The following is a 17,971-nucleotide window of genomic DNA, read 5'->3' as shown; positions in this document are numbered from 1 at the left end:
TTTTCCGCCTGGCTGGACTATCTTTAGGACTGGCACAGGAAGAATATGAGGAAGCGAACGATGAGCAAGGCAGGCAAAATAACCGCTGCGATTTCAGGGGCTTTCTTGTTGTTGATTGTCGTGGCGATCATTTTGATTGCAACTTTTGACTGGAATCGCCTTAAACCGACCATCAACCAGAAAGTCTCTACTGAACTGAATCGTCCGTTCGCTATCCGTGGCGATCTGGGCGTGGAGTGGGAGCGACAAAAACAAGAAACTGGCTGGCGCAGCTGGGTGCCGTGGCCCCATGTACACGCGGAAGACATCATTCTTGGCAATCCACCGGATATTCCCGAAGTCACGATGGTGCATTTGCCACGCGTAGAGGCAACGCTGGCACCGTTGGCGCTGCTGACCAAAACGGTCTGGCTACCGTGGATCAAACTGGAAAAGCCCGACGCACGCCTGATTCGCCTCTCTGAAAAGAACAATAACTGGACCTTTAATCTCGCCAACGATGACAACAAAGACACGAATGCAAAGCCGTCGGCATGGTCGTTTCGGCTGGATAATATTCTGTTCGATCAAGGGCGGATCGCCATTGATGACAAAGTAAGCAAAGCGGATCTGGAAATTTTTGTCGATCCGTTAGGCAAGCCGCTGCCGTTCAGCGAAGTTACTGGATCGAAAGGTAAAGCGGATAAAGAAAAGGTGGGCGATTACGTTTTTGGCCTGAAGGCGCAGGGACGTTATAACGGAGAGCCGCTCGCGGGTAAGGGGAAAATTGGCGGTATGCTGGCGCTGCGTGGCGAAGGGACGCCGTTTCCGGTACAGGCTGATTTCCGCTCTGGTAACACCCGTGTTGCTTTTGATGGCGTTGTGAATGACCCAATGAAGATGGGTGGTGTCGATTTACGGCTTAAATTTTCTGGCGATTCGCTGGGTGATCTCTATGAACTGACGGGCGTTCTGCTGCCCGATACCCCGCCGTTTGAAACGGATGGTCGGCTGGTAGCGAAAATCGACACTGAAAAATCGTCGGTCTTTGATTATCGCGGTTTTAATGGGCGCATTGGCGATAGCGATATCCACGGTTCTCTGGTCTACACCACCGGCAAGCCACGACCAAAACTAGAAGGTGATGTCGAGTCGCGGCAATTGCGGCTGGCGGACCTGGGACCGTTGATTGGCGTTGATTCCGGGAAAGGAGCTGAAAAGTCGAAACGGTCTGAACAGAAGAAGGGTGAAAAAAGCATTCAGCCTGCGGGCAAAGTGCTGCCTTATGACCGCTTCGAAACCGATAAATGGGACGTTATGGATGCCGATGTTCGCTTCAAAGGGCGGCGCATTGAGCATGGCAGTAGCCTGCCGATTAGCGATCTTTCTACTCATATCATCCTCAAAAATGCTGACCTGCGCCTGCAACCGCTGAAATTTGGCATGGCGGGCGGCAGCATTGCGGCGAATATTCATCTGGAGGGCGATAAAAAACCGATGCAGGGGCGGGCGGATATTCAGGCTCGTCGGCTGAAACTGAAAGAACTGATGCCCGATGTAGAACTGATGCAGAAGACGCTGGGGGAAATGAACGGTGACGCGGAACTACGCGGTAGCGGTAACTCGGTGGCGGCGCTTTTAGGCAACAGTAACGGCAACCTGAAACTGCTGATGAATGACGGGCTGGTGAGCCGCAACCTGATGGAGATTGTCGGGCTGAATGTCGGTAACTACATTGTCGGTGCGATATTTGGTGACGATGAGGTGCGGGTGAACTGTGCGGCGGCGAATCTGGATATTGCCAACGGCGTGGCGCGTCCGCAGATTTTTGCTTTCGATACTGAGAACGCGTTGATTAACATTACCGGCACGGCAAGTTTTGCTTCGGAACAGCTGGATTTGACTATTGATCCGGAGAGTAAAGGAATTCGGATTATCACACTGCGTTCGCCGCTGTATGTGCGTGGGACGTTTAAAAATCCGCAGGCTGGGGTGAAAGCCGGGCCGTTGATTGCTCGCGGAGCCGTTGCGGCGGCACTGGCAACGCTGGTTACGCCAGCGGCGGCGTTACTGGCGCTGATCTCACCTTCCGAAGGGGAGGCTAATCAGTGTCGGACGATATTGTCGCAGATGAAGAAGTGATGATAATTGCCGGATGTCTGACATCCGGCAATTAAACAGATTTAGAGTGTTGGCAAAGTGTGCTTTGTTCATGCCGGATGCGGCGTGAACGCCTTATCCGTCCTACAAATCTTTGCGAATTCAATATATTGTATGGAAATTCAGGCCTGATAAGCGTAGCGCATCAGGCTTTTCACTCTTATTACAACGATTGATGTCGCGTCTCATGGGTCAGCAGTAGGGCGATTAAGGTCAAGCCAGCCATCGCCGCCAGATATAACCCCACCGCACCTAACCCGTAGTTAGTCTGCAACCAGGCTGCGATATACGGCGCAACGGAAGCCCCGAGAATCGACGCTACGTTGTAAGAGAACGATGCTCCGGTGTAACGCACTTCTGTCGGGAACAGCTCTGGTAACAGCGCGCCCATCGGCCCGAAGGTCAGTCCCATCAGACTTAACCCCAGCAGCAGGAAGGCAAAAACCAGAATCGGGTTGCCAGAACCGAGCAGCGGGTTAAAGGCGAACAGCGCGAACAGGATGATCAGCGTGGTGATGATTACCATGCTTTTACGGCGACCAAAGGCATCAGCCAGTAATCCGGCGACTGGCACCATCACGCCAAAACCAATAACTGCCATCATCAGCATCCACAACACTTCGTTACGCGGCAGGCCAAGCCCAACTGGCGCGGCGGCGGTACTAAAGGTCATAGAGTAGACCGTCATGATGTAAAACAGCGTATAGGTTGCCAGCATGATGAAGGTACCGAGCACCGTGACGCGTACGTGTTTGGTCAGCAGCGTACCCAGCGGGATCTTCACCTGCTTTTTCGCTTTAGCGACTTTCTCAAACACCGGCGACTCATGCAGCGACACGCGAACATACAGGCCGATAATGACCAGCACCGCTGAGAAGATAAATGGCACACGCCAGCCCCAGCTCATAAACTGCTCGTCGGTCAGTAGCCAGGAAAGCAGCAAGAAAGTGCCGTTGGCAAAGAAGAAGCCAATCGGTGCGCCCAGCTGCGGGAAGGAGCCATACAGTGCACGTTTGCGCGGTGGGGCGTTTTCAGTCGCCAGCAGCGCCGCGCCGCCCCATTCACCGCCTAAGCCCAGACCCTGACCAAATCGAGCCAGCGCCAGCAGCAGCGGGGCGAAAATACCAATCGTGGCATAGCCCGGCAGCAGACCAATCACCACGGTCGAAATCCCCATCGTTAGCAACGAGGCGACCAGCGTCGCTTTACGCCCAACGCGATCGCCAAAATGACCAAAAACGGCAGAGCCAATGGGGCGCGCGACGAAGGCGATGGCGAAGGTGGCGAGCGACTGGAGCGTTGCTGCCGTAGGATCGCCCTGTGGGAAGAAGATATGCGGAAACACAATAACGGCCGCAGTGGCGTAAATGTAAAAGTCGAAAAACTCAATGGCCGTGCCAATGAGAGAGGCGACAAGGACTTTATTACGCGAGTTGATCGGCGTGTATTCTTGCTCGTGGTCGAGTGTTGTGGCTGTTGCTTGCATAATCTTTTCTTATTTTTTGGCTAACGAATAGCCATATTACGCACAGCAAAAGTGATATTTCAATGTGTAACAAATCGCGGAAATGGTCAAAAACCAGGCAAAAAGGGGATAATGTTTAGGCCAGTGATTTTTCTTCTATGAAATGCTTCACATAATTTTATAAATAGTGGATAAAACTGGTTTCAGGTTAAATAAAAGTTACCAACTGGATTTATATGCTGGGGTTATGAGTTGGTATGAAATTGTTTGCTCCTGAAGAAATGTAGTTTCAGGTGGTTATGTGCATGTCATTGCCTGGTCTCTGGCTGGCTTGTACCCCCTCACCCTAATCCTCTCCCCGAAGGGGCGAGGGGATCGACCGTGCGTTTATCAGGCATTATAAACCATTGAATTACCGCTGCGTTTTCCCCGGCATTCGCGGGTCATCTTTATATTCGGCGGTGGCAATCCACGCCGCGCAAAACAGCGTCAAACGGGCGAAGAAGTAGAAAAACGCCATCAGTCCCAGCACGGAACCAAATGCTGCGCCAGAGGGGGATTTCATCAGCGATGGCAGGGTGTAGGTCATCACGATTTTAATCACTTCAAAACCAATCGCAGCCAGAAATGTTCCGCGAATCAGGGCTTTTTTGCGCGGACGGTGGCGCGGCAAGCGCCAGAAGATCCAGAAGAAAAGCAGATAGTTGGCGAAGATGGAAATCGCCAGGCCAATCAACCGCCACGTCGGTTTCAGCCACTCAATGCTGTTCAGGTGCAGGGCGCTAATAATCATTTGCTGCGCCGAACCGGCAACCGAGGTGATCGAAAGCGTCACAATCAGTGCAATCAACAAACCAATCAGCGAAATAAAATCACGCAGATATTTTACCCAGAACTTCTCCTGATCTTGCGGCGAGCGTTCCCAGACATCGCGCGACTGGGCGCGAATCGCTTCACGCAGGTTACCCATCCAGTTGATGCCGGAATAAAGCGCCACCGCCAGGCCGACAAGCCCTACGGTAGTACGCTGCTGAACGGCGGTGTTGATGGTGTTTTTCAACGTGGCGGCTAGCGTCGGATCGCTGATGTTTTGCAGAATTTTGTCGAAGATATCCTGTAGCAACATCGGATGGGAGGCCAGCACAAAGCCCCCTGCGGCAAACGACACCATCAAAATCGGGATCATCGATAAAAATGAGAAATAGGTGATAGCCGCACCAAACTGGTTACCCAGCCGATCGTTAAAGCGTTCTGTTGCGCGAATCAGGTGCGCAATAACCGGTTGGCGTTGGACTTTTTCGGCAGTGGTGGTGACGGTTTCCAGCGCCTGGCTAACTTTGCCGCCTTTCTCGCTATTATCCAACTGCTTAATCGGCTCGTGCTCCAGATCCTGGGTGGGACGTTTGATCTCGTTTTCCTGCGTCATCCGCTCTTTTGTCCTTCTGTCGTGGTCATTCTTAAAAAGTATAGTCGGTCAGTCCAGGTACTCTTTCATTACGCCAGCCAGCCACTGCATAAACAGGTTTACACGCCGGGAAAGCTCCCGACGCTGCGGATAAATCAGCGAAAGGGAGAGCGGCTCGGCACGGTAGCCAGGCAACACTTCAATAAGCCGCCCGGCACGCAGGGCTTCGCGCACGGCAATGCGCGGGATCTGAATAATCCCCAGACCGGCAAGACCGGCGGCGAGATAGTTTTCGCGACTGTTTACCGTCAACATGCCGCCAGACTTAAACCACTGGACGCCATTAACGCTGGCAACCTCAAAACCTAACGGATGTACACCCAGGTGCGGTGTGTAACGCACTATTGCGTGCGAAGTCAGATCGTCGGGGCTTTGAGGATAACCAAAGCGCGTCAGATAGTGTGGACTGGCACAATTGACCACGGTCAGTTTGCCGAGGGGACGGGCGATAACGCCATCTTCCGGTGACGCGCCAGTGCGTATCACGCAATCAAAACCATCGTGAAGAATATCTACCGGACGGTCATGGCTACTCAGCTCCAGCTCAATTCCCGGATGCAGATAGAGAAATTCCGACAGACGCGGCAGTAACAGGCTTTTCGCGATTCCTGGCGGGATGTCGATGCGTAATTTACCGCTGATACTGGTGGCATCCTGTTGAAACAGACCGTCCAGTTCGTTGAGATTACTCAACACATCTTTTGCCCGTTGATAATAGGTCATGCCTTCTGGCGTGAGTTTGACCCGCCGCGTGGTGCGCTGGAGAAGCTGGGTGCCAAGTTGATGTTCCAGTGCCTGTATCTGGCGCGAAACACTTCCCTTTGGCAAAGCAAAGAAATCCGCTGCGCGGGAAAAACTTTCCAGCTCAGCGACTTTGATGAACAACTGCATTGCGTGAATTTTATCCATTTCTTTGACCGATTGTTGTTCACAGCGAAACAGTAGCGCGCATATCGCATTGTTTATTGTTTTTTCTAACATCTTATGCCGGGTTTCACAATGTTGTCATGACGAATGTGGCGATTTCTCAGCAGGAAAAGGGCGGAATAGCTTTATGAGAAAGGTGAATTTCCCTAAACAGAGCGTTTTTTTCAGCGATTCCCTTTAAAGTGAACAGAGGACGTGTTGGCTATTTGTGCTTATTTTTGTCTCATTGCCGTTTGTTATTTTTGCTTGTGGTCGCGGAGTTTCATTTTTAATTGCATGCGTACTAACCATCAATATAAGGAAATCCTCAAAATTGTTTTAAATAGTGCCCTCGACATGTAATTTCAGGCGTTTAGCTGTAACTATTTATATCGGTAACTATTTTCTACGCGTCATCTCTGTAGAATGGCCACCGCCAAATGGCGAATTCTTATTTTTTCTCGCGGGTAATACCCTTCCACTACTTAAGTCTTTTTAACGTATTCAGGTGGAGATTCAGTTATGCAAATAGTCATGTTTGACAGGCAGTCAATATTTATTCATGGAATGAAAATCAGTTTACAGCAGCGTATTCCAGGAGTGAGTATTCAGGGGGCCGGTCAGGCAGACGAGTTATGGCAAAAGCTGGAAAGTTACCCTGAAGCCTTAGTGATGCTCGATGGCGATCAGGATGGTGAGTTTTGCTACTGGTTGCTGCAAAAAACCGTGGTGCAATTTCCTGAGGTTAAGGTGTTAATTACGGCGACGGATTGTAATAAACGGTGGTTACAGGAAGTTATCCATTTTAATGTGCTGGCCATTGTGCCTCGTGATTCAACCGTCGAGACATTTGCGTTGGCGGTAAATAGTGCGGCGATGGGGATGATGTTTCTGCCTGGAGACTGGCGGACGACTCCGGAAAAGGACATTAAAGATCTCAAATCGTTAAGCGCCCGCCAGCGGGAGATTTTAACCATGTTAGCGGCGGGCGAATCAAATAAAGAGATCGGCAGGGCGCTGAATATCAGTACCGGAACGGTAAAAGCGCATCTGGAATCCCTGTATCGCCGTCTGGAAGTGAAAAATCGCACCCAGGCGGCAATGATGTTAAATATCTCCTCCTGAAGAGGATAATTTTACAGCCAGCAGGAAGTTAGCGGCTGGCTGTAAAAATATTATGGTTCGCCGTACAAACCAATTAAACGGCGTACCACACCGTTAGTCCAGCCAAACCCATCCTGCAACGGATACTCGCCACCGCCGCCTTCGCGGGGAACACCATCGGCAATATGGTATTTCTCGATCAGTTTGTGCTGTTCCAGATAGAACTGATTCACCGTCTTCAGCCAGCTGCGCGCGATTTCATCACCCAGAAGGTCATCGCCATACATTTTAAATCCCTGAATCGCCATCCATTGTAACGGTGCCCAGCCGTTGGGTTTATCCCACTGTTCACCGGTTTCGTACTCGCTTGCCAGAATCCCGCCAGGTGTCAGTAACCGACTGCGCACGGCGTTTGCCAGACGATCGGCCTGTTCATGGTTCGCCATACCGACATAGAGCGGCACAATGGCGGCAGCGGAAAACAGCGCCAGTTGTTCGCGTCGCCAGTCGTAATCGCGGTAGATACCGTTTTCATCATCCCAGAGGTAACGGTTTACCGCATCGCGACGGGCACTGGCTTTCTGGCGGAACAGCGCTTCTGTCTCTTTCTCGCCTTTCAGCGCCGAGATGTTGGCGATGGCGCTCTCCAGTTTAAACAGGAAGGCATTCAGATCGATGGGGATGAACTGGGTGGTACGAATGCTCGCCAGACGACCAGTATCACGCAGCCAGCGGGAAGAGTAATCCCAACCGGAGGCCGCCCCCGCGCGTAAATCGCGGTACACCTCGTTGGGCGGGCGACCAGAATGTTTCGCGGTTTCAACGTCCTCAAGCCAGGATTCGTCACGCGGTGTGTCGCGATCGTCCCAGTAACGGTTGAGCAGCGATCCGTCCGGCATCCGCACAACATGGCGATAGGCCTGATTAGGGATCAACGATTCTGCACCGTCCATCCAGAAGGCATATTCCATTTTCAGGTGGTCGAGATAGCGGCGCGCACCGCGTACACCATCTTCTTCAAACAACTCCACCATCAGCGCAAAAACCGGTGGTTGCGAGCGGCTCAAATAATAGGTGCGGTTGCCGTTGGGGATGTGACCGTAGTTTTCGATCATCCAGGCGAAGTTATCGGCCATGCATTTCAGCAAATCTTCCCGACCACTTTCCGCCAGCCCCAGCATGGTGAAATAGGAATCCCAATAGTAGGTTTCGCTAAAACGGCCGCCCGGGACAATATATGACTGCGGCAGCGCCAGCAGAGAAGACCACGGAATGTGATCCTGTGGTTCGCGGGTTAGCACCGGCCACAGCTGGTCGATATGCTCTTTCAGGGAATTTTGCGGGTCCGATACATACTCGCTGGAGTAGACCTCCGGTAGCCAGAAGTGGTTTTCAACAAACTTGCGCAAGTCAAAATCACGATGACGGCGCACTTTACGGTAGCGGATTAAAATATCCAGCGGGTCCATTTTAGGTGCGCAGTCGGGAAAGGTTTTACTGTCGGGGAAAATTTTCGCCGACTGAACATGCTCGAACAGTTCGAGATAGCGATCGGCAGGCGTCAGCGCATCAGAGGCGGGCAGCCCTTCAATCATCTCGGGTTCCGGTTCTGCCTCGATCATCTCATCCAGTTTTAATTCATACGGGTCCAGCTCATAGCAGAGATCGACCTCGATCATCAGTTCGTCTGGATTAGGGTTTTGAATTTTCTGATTGAGCATAAGGATCCAACCTCCGAAATTCGTCGCTAATTATCGGGCTTTTCTTTAAGGGTAGTCATTCGCTCCGCCTGGTGGGCGACAAAGCGTGCGGTAGATCACGTTTATTAACTTGTCAAAAAATATAACGCACTAATATCAATGGAATTTATAAAAATACGGATTTGGTTTTGTTTTTCATTTTCAGAACATTCAATCCTGCTCTCGCCGCAATCATGATATGCCATTTCTGATCTGGGTAATAGGCACAGGCTATCTTATTGATAGTTTATATTCATGTAATTGATTGATTCCTATCAAAAAGCGTATCTCCCTGTTTTTTATGATGGCTTTGTCTCGCAGAGACGTTTGCAGCATTCTGGAAAATTTTCTGGGTCACAATAACTCACCACCGTGAGGGAAGAATAATGAAAATGGTCTCACGTATTACCGCGATCGGCCTGGCTGGCGTCGCGATTTGCTATTTAGGGTTATCTGGTTATGTGTGGTACCACGATAATAAACGCAGTAAACAGGCCGATGTTCAGGCATCTGCTGTCAGTGAAAATAATCAGGTTTTAGGCTTTCTCCGCGAAAAAGGATGCGATTATTGCCATACGCCTTCGGCAGAATTACCTGCCTATTATTATATTCCCGGCGCGAAACAGTTGATGGATTACGACATAAAGCTTGGATATAAATCTTTTAACCTCGAGGCCGTGCGTGCGGCTCTGTTGGCTGATAAACCCGTTTCGCAAAGCGATCTGAATAAGATTGAATGGGTGATGCAGTATGAAACTATGCCGCCAACGCGTTATACCGCGCTACACTGGGCGGGTAAGGTGAGTGATGAAGAGCGGGCGGAAATACTGGCCTGGATTGCAAAACAGCGCGCGGAATATTACGCCAGCAATGATACTGCTCCGGAGCATCGCAATGAACCGGTGCAGCCCATCCCGCAAAAACTGCCTACCGATGCGCAAAAAGTGGAGTTGGGTTTTGCGCTGTATCACGATCCCCGTTTATCGGCTGATAGCACCATTTCATGCGCTCATTGCCATGCGTTGAATGCGGGGGGCGTCGATGGCAGAAAAACATCGATTGGTGTTGGTGGCGCAGTGGGCCCGATTAACGCGCCGACGGTATTTAACTCAGTATTTAACGTTGAGCAGTTCTGGGATGGTCGTGCGGCAACATTGCAGGATCAGGCTGGTGGACCGCCGTTGAATCCGATTGAAATGGCGTCGAAATCCTGGGACGAAATTATTGCTAAGCTGGAAAAAGATCCGCAGCTTAAAGCGCAGTTCCTCGAAGTCTATCCGCAAGGTTTCAGTGGCGAAAATATTACTGATGCCATTGCTGAATTTGAGAAAACATTAATTACGCCGGATTCCCCATTTGATAAATGGTTGCGTGGAGATGAGAATGCGCTGACGGCACAACAGAAAAAAGGCTATCAATTATTTAAAGATAATAAATGTGCAACTTGTCATGGTGGTATTATTCTCGGCGGACGTTCCTTCGAACCGTTGGGGCTGAAAAAAGACTTTAACTTTGGTGAAATTACGGCGGCGGATATTGGTCGTATGAATGTTACTAAAGAAGAGCGCGATAAATTGCGTCAGAAAGTACCCGGTTTACGTAACGTTGCACTAACGGCACCGTACTTCCATCGCGGTGATGTGCCGACGCTGGACGGGGCGGTGAAACTGATGTTGCGCTATCAGGTAGGCAAAGAGCTGCCGCAGGAGGATGTGGATGATATCGTAGCTTTCCTGCACAGTCTGAACGGGGTTTACACGCCGTATATGCAGGATAAACAATAATTAATTTAATCGCCCGAACAGGAATGTTTGGGCGATTTTCATTACGATAATAAAGTCTGTTTTTAATATTATCATGTTAAATGTTTATATTATAAAAAGTCGTTTTTCTGCTTAGGATTTTGTTATTTAAATTAAGCCTGGAATGCCTTGCTTCCATTGCGGATAAATCCTACTTTTTTATTGCCTTCAAATAAATTTAAGGAGTTCGAAATGGACCAGAAGCTGTTAACGGATTTCCGCTCAGAACTACTCGATTCACGTTTTGGCGCAAAGGCCATTTCTACTATCGCGGAGTCAAAACGATTTCCGCTGCACGAAATGCGCGATGATGTCGCATTCCAGATTATCAATGATGAATTATATCTTGATGGCAACGCTCGTCAGAACCTGGCCACTTTCTGCCAGACCTGGGACGACGAAAACGTCCATAAATTGATGGATTTGTCGATCAATAAAAACTGGATCGACAAAGAAGAATATCCGCAATCTGCAGCCATCGACCTGCGTTGCGTAAACATGGTTGCCGATCTGTGGCATGCGCCTGCGCCGAAAAATGGTCAGGCCGTTGGCACCAACACCATTGGTTCTTCCGAGGCCTGTATGCTCGGCGGGATGGCGATGAAATGGCGTTGGCGCAAGCGTATGGAAGCCGCAGGTAAGCCGACCAACAAACCAAACCTGGTGTGCGGTCCGGTACAAATCTGCTGGCATAAATTTGCCCGCTACTGGGATGTGGAGCTGCGTGAGATCCCTATGCGCCCCGGTCAGTTGTTTATGGACCCGAAACGCATGATTGAAGCCTGCGACGAAAACACCATCGGCGTGGTGCCGACTTTCGGCGTGACCTACACCGGTAACTATGAGTTCCCGCAGCCGCTGCACGATGCGCTGGATAAATTCCAGGCCGACACCGGCATCGACATCGACATGCACATCGACGCCGCCAGCGGTGGCTTCCTGGCACCGTTCGTCGCCCCGGATATCGTCTGGGACTTCCGCCTGCCGCGTGTGAAATCGATCAGTGCTTCAGGCCATAAATTCGGTCTGGCTCCGCTGGGCTGCGGCTGGGTTATCTGGCGTGATGAAGAAGCGCTGCCGCAGGAACTGGTGTTCAACGTTGACTATCTCGGTGGTCAGATTGGGACTTTCGCCATCAACTTCTCCCGCCCGGCGGGTCAGGTAATTGCACAGTACTATGAATTCCTGCGCCTCGGTCGTGAAGGCTATACCAAAGTACAGAATGCTTCCTACCAGGTCGCTGCCTATCTGGCGGATGAAATCGCCAAACTGGGGCCGTATGAGTTCATCTGTACCGGTCGCCCGGACGAAGGCATCCCGGCGGTTTGCTTCAAACTGAAAGATGGTGAAGATCCGGGATACACCCTGTACGACCTCTCTGAACGTCTGCGTCTGCGCGGCTGGCAGGTTCCGGCCTTCACTCTCGGCGGTGAAGCCACCGACATCGTGGTGATGCGCATTATGTGTCGTCGCGGCTTCGAAATGGACTTTGCTGAACTGTTGCTGGAAGACTACAAAGCCTCCCTGAAATATCTCAGCGATCACCCGAAACTGCAGGGTATTGCCCAGCAGAACAGCTTTAAACACACCTGATAACATAACGTTGTAAAAACCGAATGCCCAACCTTTAAAAAACAGTTGGGCATTCGGTTGCTTATTAATCGCAATAATATATTGGCTGTCTATTCATCGTGTTGATAAGATATATGTTATATGAATGTTTATTCAATGTAACGGATATTTTTCATGTCACTACAAGGTATTATTTGCTTACTATTAATTTCACTGCGTTCTTAAGCGCGCCTTTTGTATTATAAATCCAGTCATCCTGCCCGTAGATTATCATCCTGTTTTCCCGCTTCGTTAAAATTTATTTATCAATCAATTTGACTTAAGAGGGCGGCGTGCTACATTAATAAACAGTAATATGTTTATGTAATATTAAGCCAACTATGCAATCACTACATGGGAATTGTCTAATTGCGTACGCAAGACATAAATATATTCTCACCATGGTTAATGGTGAATATCGCTATTTTAATGGCGGTGACCTGGTTTTTGCGGATGCAAGCCAAATTCGAGTAGATAAGTGTGGTGAACATTTCATATTAGTTTCAAGGGATACGCTTTCATTATTTCTCCCGATGCTCAAGGAGGAGGCATTAAAACTTCATGCACATAAAAAAGTTCCTTCATTACTCGTTCATCACTGTACCAGAGATATTCCTGTTTTTCAGGAAGTTGCGCAACTATCGCAGAATAAGAATCTTCGCTATGCAGAAACGCTACGTAAAAGAGCATTAATCTTTGCGCTGTTATCTGTTTTTCTGGAGGATGAGCAGTTTATACCGCTACTTCTGAACGTTTTGCAACCGAACATGCGAACACGAGTTTGTACGGTTATCAATAATAATATCGCCCATGAGTGGACACTAGCCCGAATCGCCAGCGAGCTGTTGATGAGTCCAAGCCTGTTAAAGAAAAAATTGCGCGAAGAAGAGACTTCATATTCACAGTTGCTTACTGAGTGTAGAATGCAACATGCTTTGCAACTTATTGTTATACATGGCTTTTCAATTAAGCGAGTCGCAGTGTCCTGTGGATATCACAGCGTGTCGTATTTCATTTACGTCTTTCGAAATTATTATGGGATGACGCCCACAGAGTATCAGGAGCGATCGGCGCAGGGATTGTCGAACCGTGACTCGGCGGCAAGTATTGTTGCGCAAGGGAATTTTTACGGCACTGACTGTTCTGCGGAAGGAATAAGATTATAGAGTTTTACTCAGACATAAAAAAAACCCGGCATAGGGGACCGGGAAGAGGATAGTCTGCCGTCTCCAGACTAATAAACCGTTATAACACTCCCTGTTGGCACGGGAAACTTTGTGCTCTCAGTAAGTTAAATATAACTTTTACTGGAAATAAGATCAGCCATTTTTTTATAAACATAAGCTATACGCTGTGCGAAAATATATTCGTGTTGCATTTACTTATTATCAATTAACTGTTATGCAAAACTACTTTGTGGATAAATTTTGGTCCTACCAAATCTGGCAGTTTTTGCGCTAAGAAACAGTCTGGCATCATTTCATTAGTATACTGAAATTGAAATAATCGCAGTAATGAAATATAAGGGATAGTCATGACTCATGTCTGCTCGGTGATCCTCGTTCGTCGTTCATTCGATATTTATCATGAACAGCAAAAAATATCGTTGCACAACGAGAGTATCCTGTTACTGGATAAAAATTTGGCAGACGATTTTGCGTTTTGTTCACCGGATACGCGACGACTGGATATCGATGAGCTGACAGTTTGCCATTACTTACAAAATATTCGTCAGATACCACGCAATTTAGGGTTACATAGCAAAGACCGTCTGTTAATTAACCAGTCACCCCCCATGCCGCTGGTGACGGCGATCTTTGATAGTTTCAATGACTCCGGGGTAAATTCGCCGATACTGAGCAAAATGCTCTATCTTTCCTGTTTATCGATGTTTTCTCATAAGAAAGAACTGATCCCCTTACTTTTCAATAGTATCAGTACTGTTTCAGGAAAAGTTGAACGCCTTATTAGCTTTGATATCGCTAAACGTTGGTATCTGCGCGATATCGCGGAAAGAATGTATACCAGCGAGAGTCTAATCAAAAAAAAGTTGCAGGATGAAAATACCTGTTTCAGTAAAATATTACTCGCCTCCAGGATGTCGATGGCCAGACGATTACTCGAGTTACGTCAAATTCCTCTGCATACTATTGCGGAAAAATGTGGCTATAGCAGTACATCGTACTTTATAAACACATTTCGACAATATTATGGTGTAACGCCACATCAGTTTGCGCAACATTCGCCAGGTACCTTTTCCTGACATATTTTGCATTTGAATATTGGTCAGGATCTCACACCTGCTTCATGTGAAACTCTTCCCTGATGATTTCTGCCGGGCTACCGGCTAGTTCTCTTTCGCAGTTTGCCAGGCGGTATAGGTATTTTCAGGAGGAAAAGACTCGGCATGTTTGGGATTATTAAGCTGACAATTCATACGATTACGGGAATGTGGGTCACTATTGTGTTATTCAAATTGATGACGAATGGCTGGAGTGGTTTCTACTTTCAGTGCTGTGTACTAAGCCTGGTATTCCTGACGGTTAGCTGGTTGTTGAGTGGTGAATGGTTGGCAGGAAAGAGTAAGGCTGAACCCTCACGTTCAACCTTACTCTCATTTACACGTTACGCTTTTTTAAAGCGGGCAAAGAGATGTTCCACTACAACGAAAAAGACCGGAACGAAGTAAATTGCCAGCACTGTTGCGGCAAACATCCCGCCCATCACGCCGGTACCTACCGCGTTTTGCGCGCCAGAACCGGCACCATGACTGATAACCAGCGGCAGCACGCCGAGAATAAAGGCCAGAGAGGTCATCAGGATTGGGCGTAAACGCATTCGCGCCGCTTCGATGATCGCCTCTATCGGCGTTTTCCCTTCTTTCTGCATCATCTCAACGGCAAATTCGACAATCAGGATGGCGTTTTTGGCGGAAAGCCCGATGGTGGTCAGCAAACCAACCTGGAAGTAGACGTCATTACTTAAGCCGCGTAGATCGGTGGCTAGTAATGCGCCAACGACGCCTAACGGTACAACCAACATCACCGAGAACGGAATTGACCAGCTCTCATAAAGTGCGGCGAGGGCGAGGAACACCACGACCAGTGAAATGGCATACAGCGCGGGAGCCTGATTTGAGGATAACGCTTCCTGATACGACAGTCCGGTCCATGAGTAGCCGACGCCTGCCGGAAGTTTAGCGACCAGGTCTGCCATAAATTTCATGGCGTCACCGGTACTTTTCCCGGCCGCCGCTTCACCTAAAATCTCCATTGACGGGATGCCGTTGTAGCGTTCCAGTCGCGGTGAACCATAGGTCCATTCGGTAGACGAATAGGCCGAAAGCGGTGCCATCGTGCCAGAGGCGTTGCGTACATACCATTGGTTGATGTTATCCGGCAACATACGGAACGGCGTGCCTGCCTGGACATACACTTTTTTCACCCGCCCCTGGTTGAGGAAGTCGTTCACGTAGCTGCTGCCGAAGGCGGTGGAAATTGTCTGGTTGATATCAGACAGCGCCACACCCATTGCCTCAGCTTTCGCGGCGTTGACGTTCACTTTGAACATCGGCGTATCTTCCAGTCCGTTCGGACGTACCCCGGTGACTTGATTCGGTGATTGCGCTGCCAGTGATAATAGCTCGTTTCGCGCCTGGGTCAGTTTTTCGTGCCCCAGGTTGCCGTTGTCCAGCAGTTCCATATCAAAACCTGACGCGGTACCCAGTTCAGCCACCGCGGGTAAGTTGAACGGGAAGACGACGGCTTTATTGATACTGCTTAACGCAATCATTGCCCGCTGAATGATCGCGGTAACCGAGTTTTCCTCACCGACACGTTCAGACCACGGTTTGAGGCTGATAAACGCCAGACCGTTGTTTTGCCCCTGGCCGCTGAAGCCAAAGCCGCCAACGGTAAACACCGACTGAACATTATCTTTCTCTTTAGTCAGATAATAATCCGTCACCTGTTGCAGCACTTTCGTGGTGTTAACCATGGTGGCACCGGAAGGTAACTGCGCGGTGGTCATAAATACCCCCTGATCCTCTTCTGGTAAGAAAGAGGTCGGCGTACGCAGGAACAGCACCGCCATCCCGGCGCAAATCAGCAGGTAGACCACCATGTAGCGACCGGTACAACGCAACAGCGAGCGGGTGCTATTGGTATAGTGCTGAGTTGATTTTTCAAACAGCGTGTTGAAGCGTGCGAACAGGGCGTTAGGTTTATGACCGCCTTCCGGCGCGGCTTTCAGAATGGTGGCGCACAGGGCAGGGGTCAGGCTCATTGCCACAAATACTGAAAGCAGCATGGAGGAGATCAGCGTGATGGAGAACTGGCGGTAGATCTCCCCGGTTGCACCGCTCATAAAGGCCATCGGCATAAACACTGCGGAAAGAACAACGGCAATCCCGACCAGCGCACGTTGGATCTGCCCCATCGATTTATGCGTTGCTTCCTTCGGCGGTAGCTTATCTTCCGCAATGACACGCTCGACGTTCTCCACCACCACGATGGCGTCATCCACCAGTAACCCTATCGCCAGCACCATCCCGAACATAGTTAACGTGTTGATGGTGAAACCGACCGCCGACAAGATCGCAAACGTCCCGAGAATAACCACCGGTACGGCAATCGTCGGGATGATTGTGGCACGGAAATTCTGCAAAAACAGATACATGACCAGGAAGACGAGGATGATAGCCTCAACCAGTGTTTTAAAAACTTCCTGAATAGAAATTTCGATAAACGGCGTGGTGTCGTAAGGATAAACCGTCTTCAGACTTGCGGGGAAATAGGCTGATAAGCGGTTCAGCTCCTCTTTGACTGCCCGCGAGGTATCCAGGGCGTTTGCTCCGGTAGCCAGTTTGATGGCGATCCCGGCAGCAGGTTTGCCGTTATAGCGCGCCACGGTGGAATAATCTTCCGCTCCAAGTTCGACGCGGGCGACATCACGCAGCAGCACTTGCGAACCATCTTGCTGAACTTTCAACAGGATTTTGCCAAATTCTTCCGGCGTTTGCAGACGCGTCTGCACAATGATCGAGGCGTTTAGCTGCTGGTCTGCCGCCTGTGGCATGCCACCCAATTGCCCACCAGAAATCTGGTTGTTCTGCACCTTAATCTGGGAAATAACATCGGAAGGTACCAGATTGTATTTATTGAGTTTTTGCGGGTCCAGCCAGATACGCATGGCGTACTCGGAACCAAAGAGCTGTACGCTACCAACGCCCGCGGTACGGCTTAGCGGGTCTTTGATATTAGACGCTACATAGTCCGCGATATCGTACTGGTTGAGGCTGCCGTTATCAGAAATAAACGCCGCTACCATCAGGATATTACTGCTCGACTTATCGACGCTAATCCCCTGCTGCTGCACCGCTTCAGGTAATGAAGGCATAGCGAGCTGCAGTTTATTTTGCACCTGAACCTGTGCGATATCAGGAGATGTCCCAGTCTCGAAGGTCAGAGTAATAGAGGCATTACCCGCCGCATCACTGGTTGAAGACATGTACATCAGGCCATCAAGCCCATTCATATTTTGCTCAATCACCTGAGTGACCGAGTCTTCTACCGTTTGCGCATCGGCACCTGGATAGGTAGCGCTGATGGTAATGGTCGGTGGCGCAATCTGCGGATACTGCGCAACCGGTAAGTTCATGATCGCCAGACCGCCTGCAAGCATCATAATAATGGCAAGTACCCAGGCAAAAACCGGGCGATCAATAAAATAGTTAGCCATG

The 17,971-nt window shown here is 49.6% G+C and carries 11 protein-coding genes; 6 read left to right on the top strand and 5 right to left on the bottom strand.

The annotated features are described in order from the left end of the window. Positions 1-60: 60 nt before the first annotated feature. Complete coding sequence (locus G434_RS10685; protein ID WP_001306593.1) at positions 61-2,121, top strand: AsmA family protein; 2,061 nt, start codon at positions 61-63, stop codon at positions 2,119-2,121. A 181-nt stretch (positions 2,122-2,302) separates the two neighbouring features. On the opposite strand, the gene G434_RS10690 is transcribed toward G434_RS10685, so the two are convergent. The 3 genes from G434_RS10690 to G434_RS10700 all read right to left on the bottom strand — a co-directional run bounded on the left by G434_RS10690 (position 2,303) and on the right by G434_RS10700 (position 5,978). Further along, entirely contained in the window at positions 2,303-3,625 is a 1,323-nt protein-coding gene (locus G434_RS10690; RefSeq protein WP_001149003.1) for an MFS transporter, read from the bottom strand. 391 nt (positions 3,626-4,016) lie between these two features. Beyond that, positions 4,017-5,030 (bottom strand): inner membrane protein YhjD, encoded by a 1,014-nt coding sequence (yhjD, locus tag G434_RS10695; RefSeq protein WP_000191259.1) that lies wholly within the window; start codon positions 5,028-5,030, stop codon positions 4,017-4,019. Between the two features lie 48 nt (positions 5,031-5,078). Then, a complete protein-coding gene (locus tag G434_RS10700) occupies positions 5,079-5,978 on the bottom strand; it encodes a LysR family transcriptional regulator (protein WP_001309829.1) in 900 nt (299 codons plus the stop codon). 519 nt (positions 5,979-6,497) lie between these two features. On the opposite strand from G434_RS10700, the gene G434_RS10705 reads away from it, so the two are divergent. Continuing rightward, positions 6,498-7,100: a helix-turn-helix transcriptional regulator gene (locus G434_RS10705; protein WP_001167666.1), complete on the top strand. Its 603-nt coding sequence runs from the start codon at positions 6,498-6,500 to the stop codon at positions 7,098-7,100. A 50-nt stretch (positions 7,101-7,150) separates the two neighbouring features. On the opposite strand, the gene G434_RS10710 is transcribed toward G434_RS10705, so the two are convergent. Then, positions 7,151-8,800: an alpha,alpha-trehalase gene (locus G434_RS10710; protein ID WP_000934216.1), complete on the bottom strand. Its 1,650-nt coding sequence runs from the start codon at positions 8,798-8,800 to the stop codon at positions 7,151-7,153. A 404-nt stretch (positions 8,801-9,204) separates the two neighbouring features. On the opposite strand from G434_RS10710, the gene ccp reads away from it, so the two are divergent. The 4 genes from ccp to gadW all read left to right on the top strand — a co-directional run bounded on the left by ccp (position 9,205) and on the right by gadW (position 14,494). Beyond that, the gene (gene ccp, locus G434_RS10715) at positions 9,205-10,602 is read left to right on the top strand and encodes a cytochrome c peroxidase (RefSeq protein ID WP_000784847.1); all 1,398 of its coding nucleotides are present in this window, start codon (positions 9,205-9,207) and stop codon (positions 10,600-10,602) included. A gap of 210 nt (positions 10,603-10,812) precedes the next feature. Next, a complete protein-coding gene (locus tag G434_RS10720) occupies positions 10,813-12,213 on the top strand; it encodes a glutamate decarboxylase (RefSeq protein ID WP_000372259.1) in 1,401 nt (466 codons plus the stop codon). A gap of 359 nt (positions 12,214-12,572) precedes the next feature. Beyond that, on the top strand, positions 12,573-13,397 hold the full coding sequence (gadX, locus tag G434_RS10725; RefSeq protein WP_001191051.1) for an acid resistance transcriptional activator GadX: 825 nt from the start codon (positions 12,573-12,575) through the stop codon (positions 13,395-13,397). A gap of 368 nt (positions 13,398-13,765) precedes the next feature. Continuing rightward, complete coding sequence (gene gadW / locus G434_RS10730; protein WP_000150006.1) at positions 13,766-14,494, top strand: acid resistance transcriptional activator GadW; 729 nt, start codon at positions 13,766-13,768, stop codon at positions 14,492-14,494. Positions 14,495-14,856: 362 nt separating this feature from the next. Here the strand turns inward: gadW and mdtF are convergent, their stop codons facing one another. Beyond that, complete coding sequence (mdtF, locus tag G434_RS10735) at positions 14,857-17,970, bottom strand: multidrug efflux pump RND permease MdtF (protein ID WP_000024845.1); 3,114 nt, start codon at positions 17,968-17,970, stop codon at positions 14,857-14,859. Position 17,971 lies beyond the last annotated feature (1 nt).

It is taken from the genome of Escherichia sp. KTE172 (assembly GCF_000408845.1).
GTDB lineage: Bacteria > Pseudomonadota > Gammaproteobacteria > Enterobacterales > Enterobacteriaceae > Escherichia > Escherichia coli.
This window is presented reverse-complemented; position numbering and strand designations above follow the sequence as displayed.

Coding starts and splice junctions, on each gene's coding strand:
- G434_RS10690 (WP_001149003.1), bottom strand. CDS start 3,625: ATGCAAGCAACAGCCACAACACTCGACCACGAGCAAGAATACACGCCG.
- G434_RS10705 (WP_001167666.1), top strand. CDS start 6,498: ATGCAAATAGTCATGTTTGACAGGCAGTCAATATTTATTCATGGAATG.
- gadW (WP_000150006.1), top strand. CDS start 13,766: ATGACTCATGTCTGCTCGGTGATCCTCGTTCGTCGTTCATTCGATATT.
- G434_RS10710 (WP_000934216.1), bottom strand. CDS start 8,800: ATGCTCAATCAGAAAATTCAAAACCCTAATCCAGACGAACTGATGATC.
- G434_RS10685 (WP_001306593.1), top strand. CDS start 61: ATGAGCAAGGCAGGCAAAATAACCGCTGCGATTTCAGGGGCTTTCTTG.
- ccp (WP_000784847.1), top strand. CDS start 9,205: ATGAAAATGGTCTCACGTATTACCGCGATCGGCCTGGCTGGCGTCGCG.
- G434_RS10700 (WP_001309829.1), bottom strand. CDS start 5,978: ATGGATAAAATTCACGCAATGCAGTTGTTCATCAAAGTCGCTGAGCTG.
- gadX (WP_001191051.1), top strand. CDS start 12,573: ATGCAATCACTACATGGGAATTGTCTAATTGCGTACGCAAGACATAAA.
- G434_RS10720 (WP_000372259.1), top strand. CDS start 10,813: ATGGACCAGAAGCTGTTAACGGATTTCCGCTCAGAACTACTCGATTCA.
- mdtF (WP_000024845.1), bottom strand. CDS start 17,970: ATGGCTAACTATTTTATTGATCGCCCGGTTTTTGCCTGGGTACTTGCC.
- yhjD (WP_000191259.1), bottom strand. CDS start 5,030: ATGACGCAGGAAAACGAGATCAAACGTCCCACCCAGGATCTGGAGCAC.